The organism is Veronia nyctiphanis (assembly GCF_004116385.1).
GTDB classification, from domain to species: domain Bacteria; phylum Pseudomonadota; class Gammaproteobacteria; order Enterobacterales; family Vibrionaceae; genus Veronia; species Veronia nyctiphanis.
In genome coordinates this window covers 44,572-64,480 of sequence record NZ_PEIB01000031.1, presented here as the reverse complement: position 1 = coordinate 64,480, position 19,909 = coordinate 44,572, and the positions used below count along the sequence as shown (strand labels likewise).

Annotated in this window: 7 protein-coding genes and 1 pseudogene; all 8 read left to right on the top strand. The window is 49.2% G+C overall.

Features of this window, described 5'->3' with window-relative positions:
• A partial coding sequence (locus CS022_RS19380) for a Calx-beta domain-containing protein (RefSeq protein WP_328590414.1) occupies window positions 1–2,942 on the top strand: 2,942 nt, incomplete at its 5' end.
• Entirely contained in the window at window positions 2,939–3,598 is a 660-nt protein-coding gene (locus CS022_RS19375; protein ID WP_129123619.1) for an Ig-like domain-containing protein, read from the top strand. The genes CS022_RS19380 and CS022_RS19375, both read left to right, overlap by 4 nt.
• Window positions 3,532–3,756, top strand: coding sequence for an Ig-like domain-containing protein (locus CS022_RS28255; protein ID WP_129122949.1), 225 nt, complete (start codon window positions 3,532–3,534; stop codon window positions 3,754–3,756). The genes CS022_RS19375 and CS022_RS28255 overlap by 67 nt, the downstream gene beginning before the upstream one ends.
• 97 nt (window positions 3,757–3,853) lie before the next feature.
• Window positions 3,854–7,312 (top strand): VCBS domain-containing protein, encoded by a 3,459-nt coding sequence (locus CS022_RS19365; RefSeq protein ID WP_129122948.1) that lies wholly within the window; start codon window positions 3,854–3,856, stop codon window positions 7,310–7,312.
• On the top strand, window positions 7,297–8,790 hold the full coding sequence (locus tag CS022_RS19360) for a VCBS domain-containing protein (RefSeq protein ID WP_129122947.1): 1,494 nt from the start codon (window positions 7,297–7,299) through the stop codon (window positions 8,788–8,790). The genes CS022_RS19365 and CS022_RS19360 overlap by 16 nt, the downstream gene beginning before the upstream one ends.
• Window positions 8,787–9,134, top strand: coding sequence for a VCBS domain-containing protein (locus CS022_RS26720; RefSeq protein WP_235869758.1), 348 nt, complete (start codon window positions 8,787–8,789; stop codon window positions 9,132–9,134). The genes CS022_RS19360 and CS022_RS26720 overlap by 4 nt, the downstream gene beginning before the upstream one ends.
• Window positions 9,119–11,214: pseudogene (locus CS022_RS19350) on the top strand (VCBS domain-containing protein); the annotation flags it as partial. The gene CS022_RS26720 and the pseudogene CS022_RS19350, both read left to right, overlap by 16 nt.
• A 291-nt stretch (window positions 11,215–11,505) precedes the next feature.
• Complete coding sequence (locus CS022_RS19345) at window positions 11,506–19,776, top strand: Ig-like domain-containing protein (RefSeq protein WP_408057269.1); 8,271 nt, start codon at window positions 11,506–11,508, stop codon at window positions 19,774–19,776.
• Window positions 19,777–19,909 lie beyond the last annotated feature (133 nt).

Below are 19,909 nucleotides of genomic sequence, written 5' to 3'. Positions count from 1 at the left end.
ACGATTACACCGATACCACATTCTGGGTACGGTTTGACGGCGGCGAGTGGCAACAAAAAACAGGTAACGTATCCGACGGCATGCTCATTGATGTCCCGGCCAATCAGACCGCCTTTGAGCTGCGTTTTGACACCCTCGACGATGATATTTATGAGGGTGACGAAAACTTCACGGTCTGGGCACGCGTTCAAGGAGATGAATGGAATGACACCGCGGGCAAGGGGGTGGTCACCATCACGGATAATGAAACCGCACCGACAGTGAGTAACATCAAACACCTTCAGGATAACGTTGAAGGTGGCTGGCTTGGCTGGACCATGAACATGAGTACCGCCTCTGATACCGCAACCACGGTCACGCTGAATTTTCATGACGCCCAGCACACCGCGACGCATCAAGGCAACAAATCCCAGACCAATACCCCTGGGTCAGATTACAGCGGTAAAGTCCATGTTTATGACTTGTCAGGGAATTTCCTTCAGGAAGTGTATGTCGATAACAGTAATCAGTATCAAGCACCTATCACGATCCCCGCTGGGCATACAGGTGTGAAACTCTATGCGCTGACCAACAATGACAATGTGTATGAAGGGAACGAAAGCCTCACCATCAATGCCGCTGTGATCGGCAAGCAAGGCTGGGTGCAGTCAGAAAAAGCCTATATCAAAGATGATGCTGACATACCTAAAGTTGCCAGCATCACTAACCTCGAAAATGTCAACGAAGGGGGGTGGCTGTGGAATAAATGGTCCGTGAACATGACCTCCACATCGACCACTGATCGCTTCGTCAAATTGAAGTTTGACGATAGCTTGCATCAGGCAAAATTTGGTGACGACTACACAGGAAAAATCCATGTCTATACCAGTGCGGGCGCATGGGTGGGTGAATACGTTTTGAGCCACAATAATGACATCAACGTTAAAGTGCCTGCTGGCATAAAACACCTCCATGTCAGTGCCGAAGCCATCAATGATAATGTGTATGAGGGGAATGAAACTTTTGTGATTTCAGGCCACGTTGATGGACAAAACTGGGTACAGTCTCAAAACAGCCATATCATCGACAATGAAACCGCTCCCAACGTCAGTGCAGTCTCAAGTACCACGGTAGAAGAAGGTCAGGACGCGACTGTCACGGTCTCACTTAGCAATACCTCGACCAGCACCACCAAAATATGGGTGGATGCTTACAACGGCACTGCGCACGGCGGAGGCAGCGATTATCAAGAAACGCTTTACGTCAACTTCGGTAACGGCTGGCAAAATCTAGGTAACTTTTCAACGGGTAAATGGGTTGATGTTCCGGCGAACAAGTCGTCATTCCAAGTCAGAGTAGCAACATCCAATGATTCCACGTATGAAAATACTCAGTATTTTACCATTCGTGCAAATGCAGAAGATCAAGCACAGGTAAGCGGTACTGTCACTATCACTGACGAAGCAGACAACAAGCCCAGCGTTACCGATGTTTCAGATGTGAGTGTCAATGAGGGCGGCTATGCTGGCCCTGTTAAGGTCACACTCAGCGGATCATCGACACAAACAACCCGCGTTCAAATCGACCTCGACTCCGGAACAGCATCAAGAGCAACTGATTATTATGAAACATATTTTTGGGTTCGCTATGGTGGTGGCAGTTGGCAAAAACACTACGGAAATGTCTCAAGCGGTGTTTATATTGACGTGCCCGCTGGTAACTCATCATTCGAGCTCCGCTTCGATACAAAGAACGACAATATCTATGAGGACACTGAACGATTTTCGGTGTGGGCCAGAGTTGAAGGTGATGGATGGAACTCTTCATCCGGCAGGGGCGAGGTCACCATTAATGATTATTACGACGAACCTGAAGTCACATCAGTAAGCAGTCCCGATGTTTGGGAAGGGGATACAGCGATATTTAATGTTTCCCTCTCAAATGAATCAACATCATCGACGACAGTCACATTAGATTTACAAAGCCACTCAGCAACCGGATATGACTACAACAGTAACTTACAAGTCAGCTTCAACAACGGCTACACATGGCACAATGTGGGCAACTCCGTCAACGTGCCAAGTAACACAGACTCATTTAAAGTGCGCGTGAGTACCAAAGAAGATTCCCAGTATGAGGGAGGCGAACAGTTTAAACTTCTTGCGTCATCCGAGTATCAATCAAACAAGGTATCAGGCACCGCAACCATCCTCGATGATGAACTTGTACCTCGTGAAAGCAGCGGCTTATGGAACGTATCCGGAGTCGAAAAAATGACTCTGGAAATGTGGAATATCAAGACCAATTTTTCCATCTACAAAAACAGCATCGGCTACTACACCATGGACAGCAGTGGCAACATCATGAGTGCCAAAGTTATCATGAGCAAAACCTCAAATTATGGCAGCCTCAACACCGATATTTATCTGAATGGCGCGTCAAAACTGGGCTTATTCCTGATTCCCAATGGACACAAAATAGGATACTCCAACGGCGACGCTTCCATCTCTCTTGATCATGATGGCGCAAGAATCATCCAGAATGGTAAGAAAAGCTGGGTCTATCTCTCTGAATCTCACCGGAACGTATTTGGATACGACAATGAGGACAACAGCGGAAACGAGTCTAAATGGGAAGACTTGCCGGGGGGCGGAGTTTTCCCCTGGCTCAACCCCAAAGACGTGACGTTCAATGTCGTGGCACGCCCTAAAGACTTCGTGACGCCTTTGCTCTTTGATTTGGATGGCGACGGCATCGAAACCATTTCCGTAGATAACTCGAAAATCAATTACGACCTCAATGCGGATGGCGTATCGCGAGCAACAGGTTGGGCGAACGGTGAGGATGGATTCCTTGTCTGGGACATCAATCGCGATGGCGTCATTAACAATGGTAGCGAAATGTTTGGCGAGGGAACCCAGCTTGCTGACGGCTCACGCGCAAAAGATGGCTTTGAAGCTTGAGACAACACGATACCAACGCCGACGGTAAAATTGATATTCATGATGCCATTTACGAAAAACTTAATATTTGGGTCGACAGCAATGTCGATGGCATTACCAACGAGGGTGAATTAAAGACGCTTGCTGAATTAGACATTGCAAGTATCAACCTTACCTCGATATCGTCGGATGAAACAGACAATGGAAATTTACTGAGCCTTATGGGCTCTTACACATCTAAAGATGGCGAAGTGCATGAGTATGCTGATGTATGGTTCAAGCAAGGCGCAAAATTTGACCCATCCACGACTTCGGATATATCGCTAACGGACGGTCAAAATCATACCATCACACATGATCCACGGCCTTCTTTTGAGGGCGATGCTGAGCCCGGTGCGTTGGTTGCGTTTTCAATTCTTGACGATACGTTTTCGACCCGAGCAGACCAAAATGGTCACTGGCACCTCACCCTGCCCTCAGATCGCGTTTTAGCCCAAGGAGACAATGCGTTCACAGTGGCCATCACGCATGAAGATACCACCGACGTTAAAACAGGCACTGTAAGCTTGATACCACGCCACCCGAAATCCATCTCAGTAATGCTGATAGCTTGCATGAGGGAGACTCGTTTATCGGAGGCGGCGATTACAATTCATGGGATGCAGGAGCAACAGTAAAAGTTACACAGGGGGACCATGAAATTGGTGAAACGAAAATCCAGCCCGATGGAACATGGAAAATTGACAACCCAGACTATCGCGCAGGAGCGGACATAACGATCAGTATCACCGACGTTGCTGGCAACTCTACGATTGACGACTTCAGTGTTGGTTAAGAGAACTGAAAATTTGCCGATAACGTAAAAATAGAATAATAACAACCTCGTCAGACTGGCTGGGCAAAGACTTTTCGTAGGAGTTTTGTCTGGACTGATGCAAAAAATTGAATTGTCCGATTTGGATGATGTCACATTTGACGGATTCGACTTCACGTACATTGATAATGATGGAGTCGCCATTCAAGTTCCAAATGGCTTGTTTTTAATAGCCACAGGGAAACTTGAACTGAATTTCAACGGATTGCCCGCACCTCTGTTCAGGCTGTTAGACAACTCAGGCATTTCTCCCGATATTCTAACCCACAATCTCAGCCTGATTGATCCTTTTAAGTCTTCATTACTGGAGAGTTATGAAGAGGCCATCACCCAAAGACGCAAGACGCTAGACGAACAACTGGCCGTCATTGAAAAGAATCTGACAGAAATGAACAGCGAGTTCTGTCAGAACGTGGCGATATGCGAAGAGTTCATCTCAGAATCAAAACGACAAATTGCCAAGATTCACAGAGAAATCGAACAATTTGAAACAAAGATCGCTATAGAAGCCAAAGAAATAGAGGTTTCGACACAGTTAATCATTGATTCGTTGAGACTCTTTCAATCAGATTTTAGTCACGATTCTGAACCCGCCTACCCTTATCGAAAAGCATTGCCGCCGGAAGCATCAGATAAATACAAAAGAATAATTGCTGACAAGCGTGAGACTCTCGAAGAGTCCGTGGAGGAAATTCCAGCAACCCTGCCTGAAACAAAGATTATTGGCCTCTATGGTGTTTTTACTGTTTTTGGCGGTGTCGCGAAATATACAGAAAATGCTGAAGCCATAATCCCTCTCAACCCTGGAGAAGTCGCCTCAGAGACTTTCTCTGTGGTCGCAAGAAATGGATCAACAAAAACCTTCAACTACTCGGTAACCGGCCTTGATGACCCATGCATTATAGATGGAGATTTAAATGGCGAACTTCATGAAGGTGGCACTCACGCAAATATCGAAGGCACACTGTCGATTCACGACCCTGATCCGAGCCACTCCCCTGTCTTCGATGATATCGCCATAACAGGTGCATACGGTCAGCTGTCTCTGGTCTCACACCAGTGGACATATTCACCGGATCCCTTGTTATTCGAAATGTTGTCTCAGGATGAAATCCAACATGAGCAATTTGAGCTAATTGCCACCGACGGCGCGCAAATTGGGCTATCCATCGCTCTGACCGGACAAGACACACAGACTTACCTGAGAGGTGCAACTAACAACACACTGGAGGCATTAGCGACCAGTGCTCAAGGAAAAATTTCGGCGTATGACCCAGATAATCCCGTTCAACCAACAATTGACGACACTGTCCTGACAGGTCACTACGGAGCCCTCACTCTCACCACAGATCTCAGCAACCCCTCAGAGAAGCAATGGGTTTATCAGGTATACCCCAATAGAATCGTGCCTCTTGGCGAGCAAGAGCTGGATACCGATGTCTTCACCGTTAACGCCTCCGATGGCACATCCCATCAAATTGCCATAACCGTAACAGGTACCGATGATATACCTGTAGTCTCGGGGGTATTAACTGCCGCAGCGACAGAAACTGACAGTGATCAGGCACCTGCGTCCACGTCTGGTGATGTTTACATAGCCGATGCAGACCTCACCGATACCCCAAGCTTTACCGATACGACCGTAACAGGCCAATACGGAACGTTAGTGCTGACCAATGGCCAGTGGGTCTACACCCTAGAACCAAGTCGTTCAGGCCATCTCACCACAGGTGATTCTGTTACCGACACGCTGAGATTGATCGCCACCGATGGCACTGAACAAATTATTACCATCGCCGTCACGGGCACAGACACTACCGCAATCATTAGCGGAGACAGTCAGTCGACGCTACTGAAACACCATGCGTCAGGCAGCGGTACAGTCAACCTTTATGACCCAGACGCTGCTACACAGCCCACCCTGCCCGACAAACAACACACAGGCAATTACGGCACCCTGACAACGCACACCGATGGTACCTGGCATTATGCCGTTGCAACAAACGATATCAGGCCGCTAAATGACAATGAGCAGGCGCAGGATATTTTCATCATCACTGCTTCTGATGGCTCGCAGCATCAAATTGTAATGACAGTAACGGGGGCCGATGATGCGCCCATTGTTTCTGGTCTTTTTTCCGCAGCAGCCACAGAAACTGACAGCGATGAGGCTGTCGCCTCGGTGTCGGGCACCTTAAGTATTCTTGACTACGACACTGCTGACAGCCCCTCTTTTGACGGCATTACCCAACCGGGGCAGTACGGCTCACTCGTTGTCAGTGGTGGGCAATGGACCTACACCCTTGATCGCGATAAATCCGGCCACCTGACAAGCGGAGACAATGTTCAGGATACGATCTATCTCTCAGCCACAGATGGCACGCAACAAATCATTACCATCAATATTGCAGGCTCAGACACTACCGCTGTCATAAGCGGAGACAAACAGTCGATGCTGTTGAAAACTGACACAACCGCGACTGGCAATGTTAGCCTGTTTGATCCCGATGCCGAAAACCAGCCGACCCTGCTAAATCAGCCATATGTAGGCACGTACGGTACATTGACCACCAACAGTGATGGTTCGTGGAGCTACGTTGTCGATCCGAGTGCCGTTGCAACATTGAATGACAACGAGCAGGCGCAAGATGTTTTCATCATCACCGCCTCTGATGGTTCACAGCATCAGATTGTGATGACAGTGACTGGTGACGAAGACACGCCAGTGGTGTCTGGGGTGTTCAACGCAGTGGCTACCGAAACCGACAGCGACGAGGCTGTCGCCTCAGTCACTGGCACGTTGGCGATCAGCGATGCAGACAATGCCGATACACCAAGCTTCACCGACACCACAGTCATTGGAACTTACGGCGAGCTAGTGCTGACCAACGGTCGGTGGACCTATAGCCTGAACCGCGACGACTCCGGCCATCTTAAATCGGGGGATACTGTCACCGATACGCTGACCCTTACTGCAACTGATGGTACGGAGCAACAGATCACCATTACCATAACGGGTAGCGACACCACCGCCGTTATTACAGGCGATAGCCAATCAACGCTGTTGAAAACTGACACCACCGCCACTGGTACGGTAAGTCTGTTTGACCCTGACAACACATCGCAGCCGACGCTTCCCTCTCAAGTGTTTATCGGCAACTATGGCACCCTAACCACCAACAGCGATGGCACATGGAGCTATGTCGTCAATGCTTCAGCGGTTGCAACGCTTAACGATGGTGAGCAGGCGCAGGACAGTTTTACGATAACGGCCTCTGATGGTTCGCAGCATCAAATTGTAATGACAGTCACGGGCGACGAGGACGCGCCAGTCGTCTCGGGAGATTTCACCGCAGCGGCCACTGAAACCGACAGCGACGAGGCAGTTGCATCGGTCACGGGTACACTCGCCATCAGCGATGCAGATAACGCCGATACACCCAGCTTTGCTGATACCACGGTCAGCGGCAACTACGGCGCATTGGTGCTTACTGGCGGTCAATGGGTATATACCTGAACCGCGATGATTCTGGCCATCTTACTGCCAGCGATACGGTCACCGATACGCTGACACTCACTGCAAGCGATGGTACAGAACAACAAATCATCATCACTATCACGGGAAGCGATACAACAGCCATTATAACAGGCGATAGCCAGTCGACCTTGTTGAAAACTGACACTAGCGCCAACGGCATCGTCACTATTTATGACCCAGATGCGCCAACCCAGCCAACGATGCCTAATCAATCGTTTACAGGGAGCTACGGTACCTTAACCACCAACAGCAACGGCACATGGAGCTATGTCGTCAACCCAAATGCGGTCGCGGTGCTGAACGATAACGAGCAGGTTCAGGACAGCTTTACCATTAACGCTTCAGATGGCTCTCAACACCAGATGCAGATGACAGTGACAGGTGACGAAGACGCGCCAGTGGTCTCTGGTGTGTTTACTGCCGCCGCGACCGAAACCGACAGCGACCAAGCGGTGGCCTCCGTCGCGGGCACGCTGTCAATCAGCGATGCTGACCGCAGTCACTCACCTGTGTTTAACAACACGACATTGAGCGGTACCTACGGCGAACTGGTACTGGCCAATGGCCAGTGGACATATACTCTGGATCGCGCAGGTCATGCGGGTCAACTCACCACAGGTGACATCGTCACCGAAACAATGACGCTGACCGCTACCGATGGCACCGAGCAAACAATCAGTATTACCATCACAGGTACTGACACCACAGCGATTATCAGTGGCGACAAGCAAGCGACGCTGCAAAAGACCGATACCAGCGCTAGCGGTACCGTGAATCTGTTTGACCCTGATGCGACAACACAACCCACACTGCCTAACCAAACACATGTAGGTACTTACGGTATCCTGACCACCAACAGCGATGGCACATGGAGCTATGCTGTTAACCCAAGCGCGGTGGCCACGCTGAATGATAATGAGCAGGTTCAGGACAGCTTCACCATTACTGCTTCTGATGGCTCGCAGCATCAGATAGTTATGACGGTGACAGGTGATGAAGACATCCCTGTCGTCACAGGTGATTTCATCGCAGCAGCGACTGAAACCGACAGCGATGAGGCCGTCGCCTCGGTGTCAGGCACATTGGGGATCAGCGATGCCGACCGCAGCGATTCGCCCGTGTTCAATAACACCACAGTGAATGGCACCTACGGCGAACTGATACTGACTAATGGGCAGTGGACCTACACTTTGGATCGTGCTGGCCAGGCCGGCCAACTGACAACGGGTGATACTGTTACAGAAACAATCACTCTCACCGCTACCGACGGCACTGAGCAAACAATCGGTATTACCATTACAGGTACCGACACCACCGCCATTATCAGTGGCGACAAGCAATCTACACTGCTCAAGACCGATACCACCGCCAGCGGTACTGTCAGCCTATTTGATCCCGATGCGTCAATACAACCCACGCTGCCTAACCAAGCGCACACAGTACTTACGGTACTCTGACCACCAACAGCGATGGCACATGGAGCTATGTCGTCAACCCAGATGCGGTCGCGGCGCTAAACGATAACCAGCAGGCTCAGGACAGTTTCACTATCACCGCCTCTGACGGCTCGCAGCATCAAATAGTGATGACAGTGACTGGGGATGAAGACGCACCTGTTGTCTCCGGTGTTTTCAGTACAGCCGCCACAGAAACGGATAGCGATGAGGCAGTGGCCTCGGTCTCTGGGACGTTAGGGATCAGCGATGCCGATAATGCAGATAGCCCCAGTTTTACGGATACCACGGTGGATGGTACCTACGGCTCATTAGTGCTAACCAGCGGCCAATGGTCTATACTCTGAATCGCGATGACTCAGGCTACCTCACTGCCAGTGATACCGTCACAGACACGCTGACCCTCACCGCCACTGACGGTACTCAGCAACAAATTACCATCAGTATCACAGGTACCGACACCACCGCCATCATCAGTGGCAACAAGCAATCTACACTGCTCAAGACCGAAACGACCGCCAGCGGCACTGTCAGCCTGTTTGACCCCGATGCGTCAACACAACCCACACTGCCTAACCAAACGCACATAGGTACTTACGGCACACTGACGACCAACAGCGATGGTACTTGGAGCTATGTCGTTGACCCCAGTGCCATTAAAGCACTGAATGACGATGAACAGACTCAGGATACCTTTGCTGTCACGGCGTCTGATGGCTCAGAGCATCAAATCATCATTACAGTAACAGGTGATGAGGATGCATCCGTCATTAGCGGTGTGACCAGCGGAAGCGTTGCTGAAGATGATGCAGATCTCATCGCTCAGGGTCAGCTCTCGATTACAGATGAGGACACCAACGATAGTCCGAGCCTCATAAACACAACACTTACGGGGCAATACGGTACATTTGATCTTAATAATGGGCATTGGACATTTACCGCCAATAACAGTGCTCTGCAACCCTTAGACCAAGGTCAGACTGCGCAGGATACGTTTACCGTCAACGCCAGTGACGGCAACTCGGAGCTCGTCACTATAACATTGACAGGCGTCGAGGACGCCTCGTCAGTCGGTGGCACTCATACCGGATCTGTGACCGAAAATAGCCTCGGACCTTTCTCAATTTCTGCCGGAGCATTGGCAACAGGTGCGACAACCACCAGCAATACGTCAAGTCATATCCAAATCGCAGGCGTCCCCTACATACTGACAACTAACGTTGGTTACAACGGCCTAGTGACATTTCACCGTGTCGAAAACGACGGTTCGGTCACTGAATCAGACCGCATGTTTTATGACTCATCGCAGGGTACCGTTGCCACGACCTTGTCTGGAAGCATTACGAGCGATGTTCAGAGTTTTGGCCTCCCACTCGACGCCTTGGGTAACGGCCTGACTGCATCGAACATCTATGATGTGACTGGCCAGACAACCCTCTTTCTGACATCACAAAACAGCGGATCCATATCGGTGTGGCACATCTCCGACACTGGAGAGTTATCTTTCCATGGCGGGAAAACATTTGGCCACTCACAGCCTTCTACAAATGGCGGGATAGTTCGCGAAAATATCCTTTATGAAGCGCCGGGTGGCACCTTTTACATCTATGCCACGCGTCCACAGAACGACCGTATCGATGTCCTTACTTACAACCCAACAACGGGGGCTATCAGTGAAACGGGAACCACTATTTCTGCCGGAGACAATGTATCCAGTCTGGATTTACTGACGCATGGCGGTAATACCTATCTGTTCTCCGCATCAAACGATACGCTCAACGTTTATGCCATTGACGAAAGCAATGGCGGGCTGACGCTGGAAACCAGCAACACATTCGACCTAGGCAGTAACCACTCAGTCAATACTCACCAAACCGAAAATGGTGACAGTTTCATTCTCGCCAGCGGCGATGACAACAAAATATCGCACCTTTACCAGCTCGAAAACGACGGCTCAATCACCCAGCGAGACTCCTTAGATTCGGGTTTTTCCTATCATTCGTCTCCGACAGAAGTTGATAACCATCTGATCTTTGTGTGTGAGAGCGAATCAGGCGGTGTAGACCTTTTCACCATCGGCGCAAACCATCGATTCCAGCACTTGAAGCACCTCTCAGGCTTTGACAATGATGACGCTGTACCGCAGCTGGTTGTAACGGAAAACGGCAACTTCTATCTGGTGGATATCAACGGTGTGTTCACCTCACAAGCGCTGACCATCACTGATCTCACGCCGCAAGCCACTGGAACACTGACCATTTCAGACCCAGATGCTAACGACACACCGACATTTCAGAATACTAACGTTGACGGTACGTACGGCTCCTTATCACTGACAGATGGCACGTGGTTTATAGCGCAGCAGCACATAGCGTTGCGCCCCTGACTGACGGACAAGTAGTTCACGATACCCTGACGCTCACTGCAACAGATGGTACTCAGCAAAATGTCGTCATCACCCTCACTGGCGTTGATTTTAATGCGGCAACATCTCTAACCAGTCTTGCGGGTGACGGCATTATTAACAGCACGGAGGCCTCAGGCACCGTAAATATTGAAGGTCAGTTTGGCCATGCCATTGCTGGCGATACGGCAGAGTTCGTGGTTAATGGCAGTGTTTTCACTTATACATTCACCGAAACCGACATCCAAAATGGTGGTACGTTTACCATCGCCGTGAGTGGTCAAGATCTTGCTACGGTTACCACAGCAACACTCATGCTGATACGAGACGGTCAAACACTGCTTGAGAATGATTATACCTACTCGGTGGACACCGACGCCCCTCAGACACCCGCAACATCTGTGGCGCTTTCACAAATCGGAAACGCAACAAACACAATTGGTGCGGCAGATCTAAACAATGGCAACATCACTGTCGCGGGTTCCATTTCCGGCGAATTTACCACGGGCGACACTGTGACAGTGTCGGTAGCCGGCAGTGTGATCGCGACAGGGACTATCGCATCGAGCGGCGTATTTGATTTCGCAGTTGAAAATAGTCTGTTGATATCTGACACATCACTGACCGTGACTGTCAACGCCACTGATGTCGCTGGGAATGTCGGCCAAATCACTCATACATCTGCTTACACCTTTACCCTCACAGACTTCCTCAGCATCAATCCAATCAGCAATGACAACACCATTAACCTATCTGAATCAGGCGCAACTCTCCCAATATCTGGTCAGTTCTCACTCGCTCAAGTGGGTGACATTGCTCAAACCACGATTAATGGTCAGCAGTACAGCCATACTTTGACCTCTGACGACATCTCGAATGGCGGAGTGTTCTCTCTTGATGTAGCAGGATCGGTACTCGCTGATAACAACAACCTCACGGTCGAGATCTTCCGAAGTTCACAGAAACTTTTCAGCAAAGAACATAGCTACAGTACTGACTTGACTGCCCCCGGAGAGCTTGTCGAAGGCTCACAAGCAGTAGTCAACACCTACACATATAACCAACAAATAAAGCCGACTATCGCCAGTTTTTCTGACGGCAGCTATATCGTTGCATGGCAGTCGTTTGGGCAAGACGGAGACAGATGGGGAATATACGGTCAGCGATACGACGCATCGGGCACAAAACTGGGTAACGAATTCCAACTGCACAATAACACCTATAAAGATCAGGAAAGGGTAAAAATCGCCGTTTTCTCTGACGATACATTTATCATTGTTTATGACACCAATGCTAGCGATGACCACAACATAGCTGCCAGAAAGTTCAGTTCAGATGGTACGCCTCTGGGTTCTGAGTTCATCATCAATACCAACACCTATGGGACACAAGCAGAACCGGATATTACAGCACTGGCGAATGATCGCTTCGCTGTCACATGGCGCACCTCTGACGGCTCAGGAAATGGTGTTGCTTGCCAATTATTTAACGCCGACGGTTCAACGGTTGGCAATGAAGTACTGGTAAACACCTACACAACCAGCGGCCAAGAATGGCCGCAAATTGCACCTTTTTCTGATGGCGGCTACGTCATCACCTGGCAATCAAATGATCAAGATGGTCAATACAAAGGCGTATACGCACAACGCTTTGATCACCTTGGTAACAAAGTCGGTGTTGAAACACTTGTTAATACGACAACATCAGGCGAGCAAAGCGATCCTGCCGTCACGGCCCTCAATAATGATAGCTATGTGATCGTATGGCGAGACTATGATATTGCCGCAGGCACCTTCGATATTCAGGGACAGATTTTTTTGTCCGATGGCACTCCCTTAGGCAGCGAATTCCAGATTAATACCACCACTTCAATCAACAGTGACGACGAGCAAATAGACGACCCTCATGTTACCCATTTAAGTGATGGTGGCTTTGCAGTGACGTGGTCTGAAATCGTTTATACGTATAGCGAGAGAAATATTTATCTCCAAAGGTTCTCTGCGTCAGGTGACAAGGTAGGCGATGAAATCGCGGTATCCGAGAGCATAGGTGCACCCCAGGCGTCAGAGCCTTTCCTAACCACCACAAACAACGGACAACTGTTAGTAACATGGAGTCTTGATACTGGCGGAATTGATGACATCGTTGTCAAAAACTATACCTTATCTACAAGCCTGTCGATAACTGAGGTCGCTGGCGCTGATTTCATTGTTACAGAAAATGAGCTTGTCGCTGACAACGTCACCATAACAGGTAAAGCGAACGGTGAATTTTCTGCCGGAGATGCCGTCACAATCTGGGTTACGGGGACACAGATTGGCACAGGTAGCGTTGACGCCAATGGCGACTTTACAACAACAGTGCCAATCTCGACTCTTGTCGACACCAGCACATTAACAGTGAAATTGGCGGCATCTGACACGGCAGGCAATGTCAGCTCGATTTCATCAACCGCCGACTTCGCCATCGATCACGACAGCTTCCTTACCATTGATTCGGTCACTCCCGATAACATTGTGAATATTGCTGAGTCGCAAACGACTGTTGCAGTCACAGGTCTGTATTCAATTGCCAGTGCGGGTGATGTTGTTGATGTAACCTTGAATGGTGCGACCTACAGCCATACCGTTACCACGGCGGAAGCCAACGCAGGTGGGTATTTTACCCTCAGTGTGAATGGCTCTGATTTAGCGGCAGACAACAGCCTATTAGTATCTTTGAGTCATGGCGGTGCGCAAATTACGTCACAAACAACCGCCTACACTGTCGATGTTTCCGCACCCACAGCCTTAACAATAGGTAGTGAGCAAACCGCCAATACCTACCTCACAAACAATCAGCTCTACCCAGCCTCAGCCTACTTTTCTGACGGAAGTTTTGTCGTACTGTGGGAATCCGCATTGCAAGACGGCGACGGAATGGGCATTTTTGGCCAGCGTTACGATGCTTCTGGCAATAAAGCAGGAGCTGAATTTCAGTTAAACATCAGTACAACAGATTATCAGGACTCGGTTTCTGTCACTGTATTTTCCGATGATACATTTATCGCGGCTTGGAAATCCGAGCATCCCAGTGGTTCCAATACGACAGAGTTTGTTGGAAGAAAATATGACAGTGATGGCACACCACTGACTGGGGAATTCACTCTGAAGTCTTCATCAGAGTCTCAATATCAACCCCAAATCACCGCCCTACCAAACGACAGTTACATAACCACATGGGTGTCTAATGAAAAAAGCGCTACTTCAGACATCGTGTCACAGCATTTTGATGCAAATGGCAACAAGCAAGGTAGCGAGATTATTGTCTCTTCAGACACAAGCCGTAACCAGTGGGATCCAAAAGTTGCTGTATTCTCTGATGGTGGCTATGTCGTCACATGGTACGCATGGAGTGTGTATGATGGCGGTAACCTAGACTACCGGGTCTTCGCACAACGTTTTGACAGCAGTGGTAACAAACTTGGTGGTGTTGACACCGTTCACACCACACACAAAGGGGATAATCACTACCCTGATATCACGGTGTTAAAAGACGACAGTTACGTCATTGTCTGGCAAAGTGAAAACGATCGCTCCAACCCCACAACATACGACATTCATGGTCAACGCTTCTACAAAGACGGCACGCCTTTTGGTAGCGAATTTAAAGCCAATGCTGTGACAGCAGACTATGGCCAAAATGAGAAACTACAACGCCCATCAGTCACTGGTTTGAATGACGGCGGCTATGCTATTGCCTGGGAGTTTAAAGACACCTCACCCGATACCAGCAATATCCTCCTACAGCGGTTCTCACCCATCGGTGAGAAAATCGGTGATGAGTTGACCGTATCGACAGGCGAGGCTGGCTACACGGCACGACCACAACTATCGACTAACCCTGATGGCACCGTATTGGTTGCATGGGGCGAAAAAGTTGCTGGCTACGATGATGTTAAGACCAGAGCCTATTCGATGTCGACACACTTGTCGATCGAGGGTATTGGTAGCTCGGATTATATCGTTGACAATGCTGATCTCAGCGCAGGTAATATACCCGTTTCAGGTAAGGCAATCGGCGAATTTTCTGATGGAGACACAGTGACAATCTGGGTGGACGGTACTCAGATCGGCTCAGGTAACATCGATGCGTCCGGCAATTTCTCTGTCGGCGTGCCACTTTCCAGCATATCGTCACACACGGAACTAACGGCAAAACTGTCCGCCTCTGACACCGCTGGCAATATAGGTATCATACCAGCCACATCGTCTTACTCGATTGATATTGACAGTTTTCTGATTATCAATGCCTTAACTGGCGATAACACGATCAACATTACCGAGTCACAAGCCAGTGTCGATGTCACTGGTCAGTATGTATTAGCGAAAACTGGCGATACTGTTGATGTCGCGGTGAACGGCAACACATACACTCATACATTTACTAGCACGGAAGTTGCCGCAGGGGGTAGTTTTTCCATCTCGGTGAATGGTTCTGATTTGGCGGCCGACAGCGATATTGCAGTCTCGGTTTCAAGCGGGGGCTCAGACGTTGTCAGCAGAACACACCCATACAACATAGATCTCACCCCACCCTCTGTGCTTGGTGTCAGCGAAACCGTCACCGCTAACACGTATTTACCCAGCTTTCAGGGATTTCCAACCCTTGAGCACTTTTCCGACGGTAGCTATGTGGTGGCGTGGCAATCTTATGACCAAGATGGTGATGAATATGGTATTTTCGCCCAACATTTTGATGCCAAAGGGAACAAATCTGGCAGCGAATATCAATTAAATACCTCAATCGTCGATTTCCAGTCTGATGTCAGTCTCACCGTGTTCTCTGACGATTCCTTTATCGCAACTTGGCATAGCTATCACAATGGCGTTTCGAAGCCAGACCATGTTATGGGAAGAAAATTCAGTCAGGACGGCACCCCCTTGACTGACGAACTCAATTTCAATGTCTCCACATCAAGTAATTACCAACCGCGGGTCACAGCACTAGCCGACGATAGCTATGTGCTCTCATGGCACTCGTCAAGCGTCATCAAATCTCAGCGTTTTGATGCCGATGACACAAAGCAAGGCAGTGAAACAACCGTCAATACCTCACCAAATGCACGTTATGCTGAGAGTGATGCCTTCTCTGACGGCGGCTACATCATTACATGGTTTGCAGGCGATAATGTCGACGGACAATATGATGGTGTTGTCAAACAGCAGTTTGACAACAGTGGCAACAAAGTAGGCAGTGAAACCGTCGTCAAGACCCACGTAAGTGGTTATCAGGAATATCCGTCAGTAGCCGTATTAGCGGACGACAGTTATGTGGTGGTTTGGTTGAATGACAATCAGTACTCAAACACCTCAGACATTTGCGGCCAACGTTTCAATCGGGACGGGTCAAAAATTGGCAACGAGTTTACCATCAACGCTGAAGCCGCAGACAGTAACAACTATGAAGAAGTCAAATACCCTGACGTCACTCCCCTCAGTGATGGCGGTTTTGTGGTGGTCTGGGAGTATCTTGAATCCAATCTTGATAAAACGCATGTCCACGCCCAACGCTTTTCCGCCGATGGGCAAAAAGTGGGTAGCGAGCTGATTGCCTCACATAATGCCCCTGAAACCTATAGTGCCCGGCCGCATATTTCTGCATCAGACTCAGGAAAAGTGACCGTCGCTTGGGGCGAGTATGTCGATGGCACCAAAGATGTCATGCTCAAAACCTACTCGTTGCCCATCACCATAGAGGTTACCCAACTCTCGGGCACAGATTTTACCCTTGATAACACGGATAAAACCGCAGGTACCGTCACCATCGAAGGAAAAGTCTTTGGCGATTTCTCAGTTAACGATCCCTTTACGTTATCGATAGACGGTCATCAAATTGGGTCAGGGAATATAGACGATCAGGGTAACTTCACCGCAACTGTCGCCTTTTCTGACCTGAAAGACCATACGGCACTGGACGTCAGTGTGGCCGCCACTGACGAATCAGGCAATACAGGGACCGTATCATCTTCTGCCCCTTACACCGTCAATCATGATGTTTTCCTGACCATTGATGATGTCACCAACGACAACCTCATCAATATCGCCGAATCACAAACCACGGTTGGTATTACGGGTCAATATTCGATTGCCAGTGCTGGCGACATCATTGAAGTCTTGTCCAATGGCACCACCTATAGCCATACGATGACGGCTGCTGAAGCCAATGCAGGTGGGTATTTCACGGTGAACGTCAATGGTGCCGACTTAGCCGCAGAAAGAAGCATGACAGTGTCTGCGAAGAAAGGTGGCAACGAGGTTGTTGCACGTGCTCATGATTATAAACTCGACCTTTCTGCCCCGGCGGAGCTAGCCATAGGTAGCGAACAAACCGTTAATACTCATCAGGACGATATTCAGTGGAGCTCTAAGGTCGCACACTTTTCTGACAACAGTTTTGTCGTAGCGTGGGAATCAAGAGACCAAGATAGCGGTGATTGGGGTATTTTCGGCCAGCTTTATGACGCAGCTGGCAATAAACAAGGGAATGAGTTTCAGCTAAACACCGATACCGCGGAATATATTTGGTCGGTTGATCTTGCAGTGTTCTCCGATGACACCTTTATGGCCGTTTGGGGATCAGAGAATAGTACAGGCGATGTAAACAAGCATGCTGGGCGACGCTTTGATAGCGATGCGAATCCTCTAACGGATGAATTAGTACTCCACTCATCGTCATCTTCACAGTACTCACCCCGTATTTCTGCCTTGCCAGATGACCGTTATATTATGGCCTGGACATCAAGAGAATACAGTTCCAATTACAACCTTATTGCTCAGATTTTCAACACCGATGACACCAAGCAAGGCAGCGAAACATATATAACATCAGAAACAAATCAACACCTGTGGGAACCAAAAATCGCCGTATTTTCTGATGGTGGCTATGTTATTACATGGTACGGATTGCACACAGTGGGGAAATATCATGTTTTTGCACAACGTTTTGATAGCAACGGCAACAAGGCTGGCGACACAGATATCGTGCAAACAACGCTGTTGGGGCACAACGACTACCCAGACGTCACTGTGCTACCCGATGATAGCTATGTCATCGTTTGGCTAAGTGATAAAGAAGGGACGCCTACAACTCATGATGTCCACGGTAGACGCTATCACCGTGACGGCACGCCTTACGGTGATGACTTTATAATTAACACCACCTCTGCCGATGGCAGTCAAGGAGAAAACCTACGCCATCCGGCTGTCACCTCGCTAATTGATGGCGGGTTTGCGGTTACCTGGAACCTGACCGGCCCATCCAGCACCAGCAACGTTTATGTACAGCGGTTCTCATCAACCGGAGATAAGGTTGGCGATGTGTTGAACGTTTCTTCAGCTGATAACACCTCCGGCTCGACGGAGCTGGACCTTTCCACCGCATCGGATGGCACCCTTCTGGTCACCTGGGCAGACACTAGCAATGGAACAGATGATGTCAAGGTTCGCGCCTACGGCATGACATCTTTATCAATAACCAGCATTGGCGGCTCAGATTTCGACCTGAGCAACGATGACCTCACTTCAGGCCAGATCGCTATCGTGGGTAAGGTTATTGGTGAGTTTACCGACGGCGATCCCGTCACACTGAAGATAGGGAGTACGCAGGTTGGTACCGGAAGTGTAGACAGTGCTGGTATTTTCTCGATAAACGTACCGATGATTGACATGTTCAGCGGTACAACCTTAACCACTGAATTGGCCGCGTCTGACTCTGCCAACAACGTTGGGACAATCCAAACCTCCACCCCCTTCTCTATCGATTACGACAGTTTCCTTATTCTCGACGTGACTCCCGACAACGTCATAAATATTGCCGAGTCACAAACCACGGTCAGTGTATCAGGGCAATACACGGTCGCGAATGCAGGCGATGTTATTGAAGTCTCTGCCAATGGCACGACCCATAGCCATACGATGACTGCCGCTGAAGCAAGTGCGGGTGGGTATTTCACGATTGACGTCAATGGAGCCGATTTAGCCGCTGAAAGCAGTATCTCAGTGTCTGTCCAGCATGATGGTTCTGAGGTGATGAACCGTTCCCACAGCTACAACGTCGATCTCAACGACCCGTCCTCGATTCAGGCCAGCGAGACAACCACCGTTAATACACACTTAGAGAGCTTCCAAGGTATTTCGACCAACGCATACTTCTCTGATGGCAGCTATGTCGTCGCATGGCAATCCTATGATCAGGATGGTGATGACTATGGGGTTTTTGCCCAACACTATGATGCCGATGGCAACAAAGTTGGCACGGAATATCAGCTCAATGCCAACACCGCGAATACTCAATATGATATCAGTCTGACTGTACTGAGCGACGATTCGTTTGTCGCATCGTGGATTACCTATGCAGACAATGATAATGACATCGCTATCAGGAAGTTTGACCACTCAGGAAACGCATTAACTGACGAGTTAACACACGAAACAACCCATGGGGTTGGCCATCAACCCAGAGTCATCGCGCTCGCTGATGACAGCGTGTACTCACGTGGAATCACTCAAATGACATTGTTTCTCATGTTTTTAATGCTGATTTAAGTTCAAAAACTAACGACATCTCAGTCAACGCTTCTGACCATGCAAGTTTTTACCCGGAAACCGCGGCGTTTTCTGATGGTGGCTATGTCACCGTATGGCATGCCCACGATCTCGACGGCCACCAAAACGGCGT

Bases quoted from the DNA above. Each gene is read 5' to 3' on its own strand.
- CS022_RS19365 (WP_129122948.1), top strand. From the start codon at position 3,854: ATGCAAAAAATTGAATTGTCCGATTTGGATGATGTCACATTTGACGGA.
- CS022_RS19360 (WP_129122947.1), top strand. From the start codon at position 7,297: ATGGGTATATACCTGAACCGCGATGATTCTGGCCATCTTACTGCCAGC.
- CS022_RS19345 (WP_408057269.1), top strand. From the start codon at position 11,506: ATGCTGATACGAGACGGTCAAACACTGCTTGAGAATGATTATACCTAC.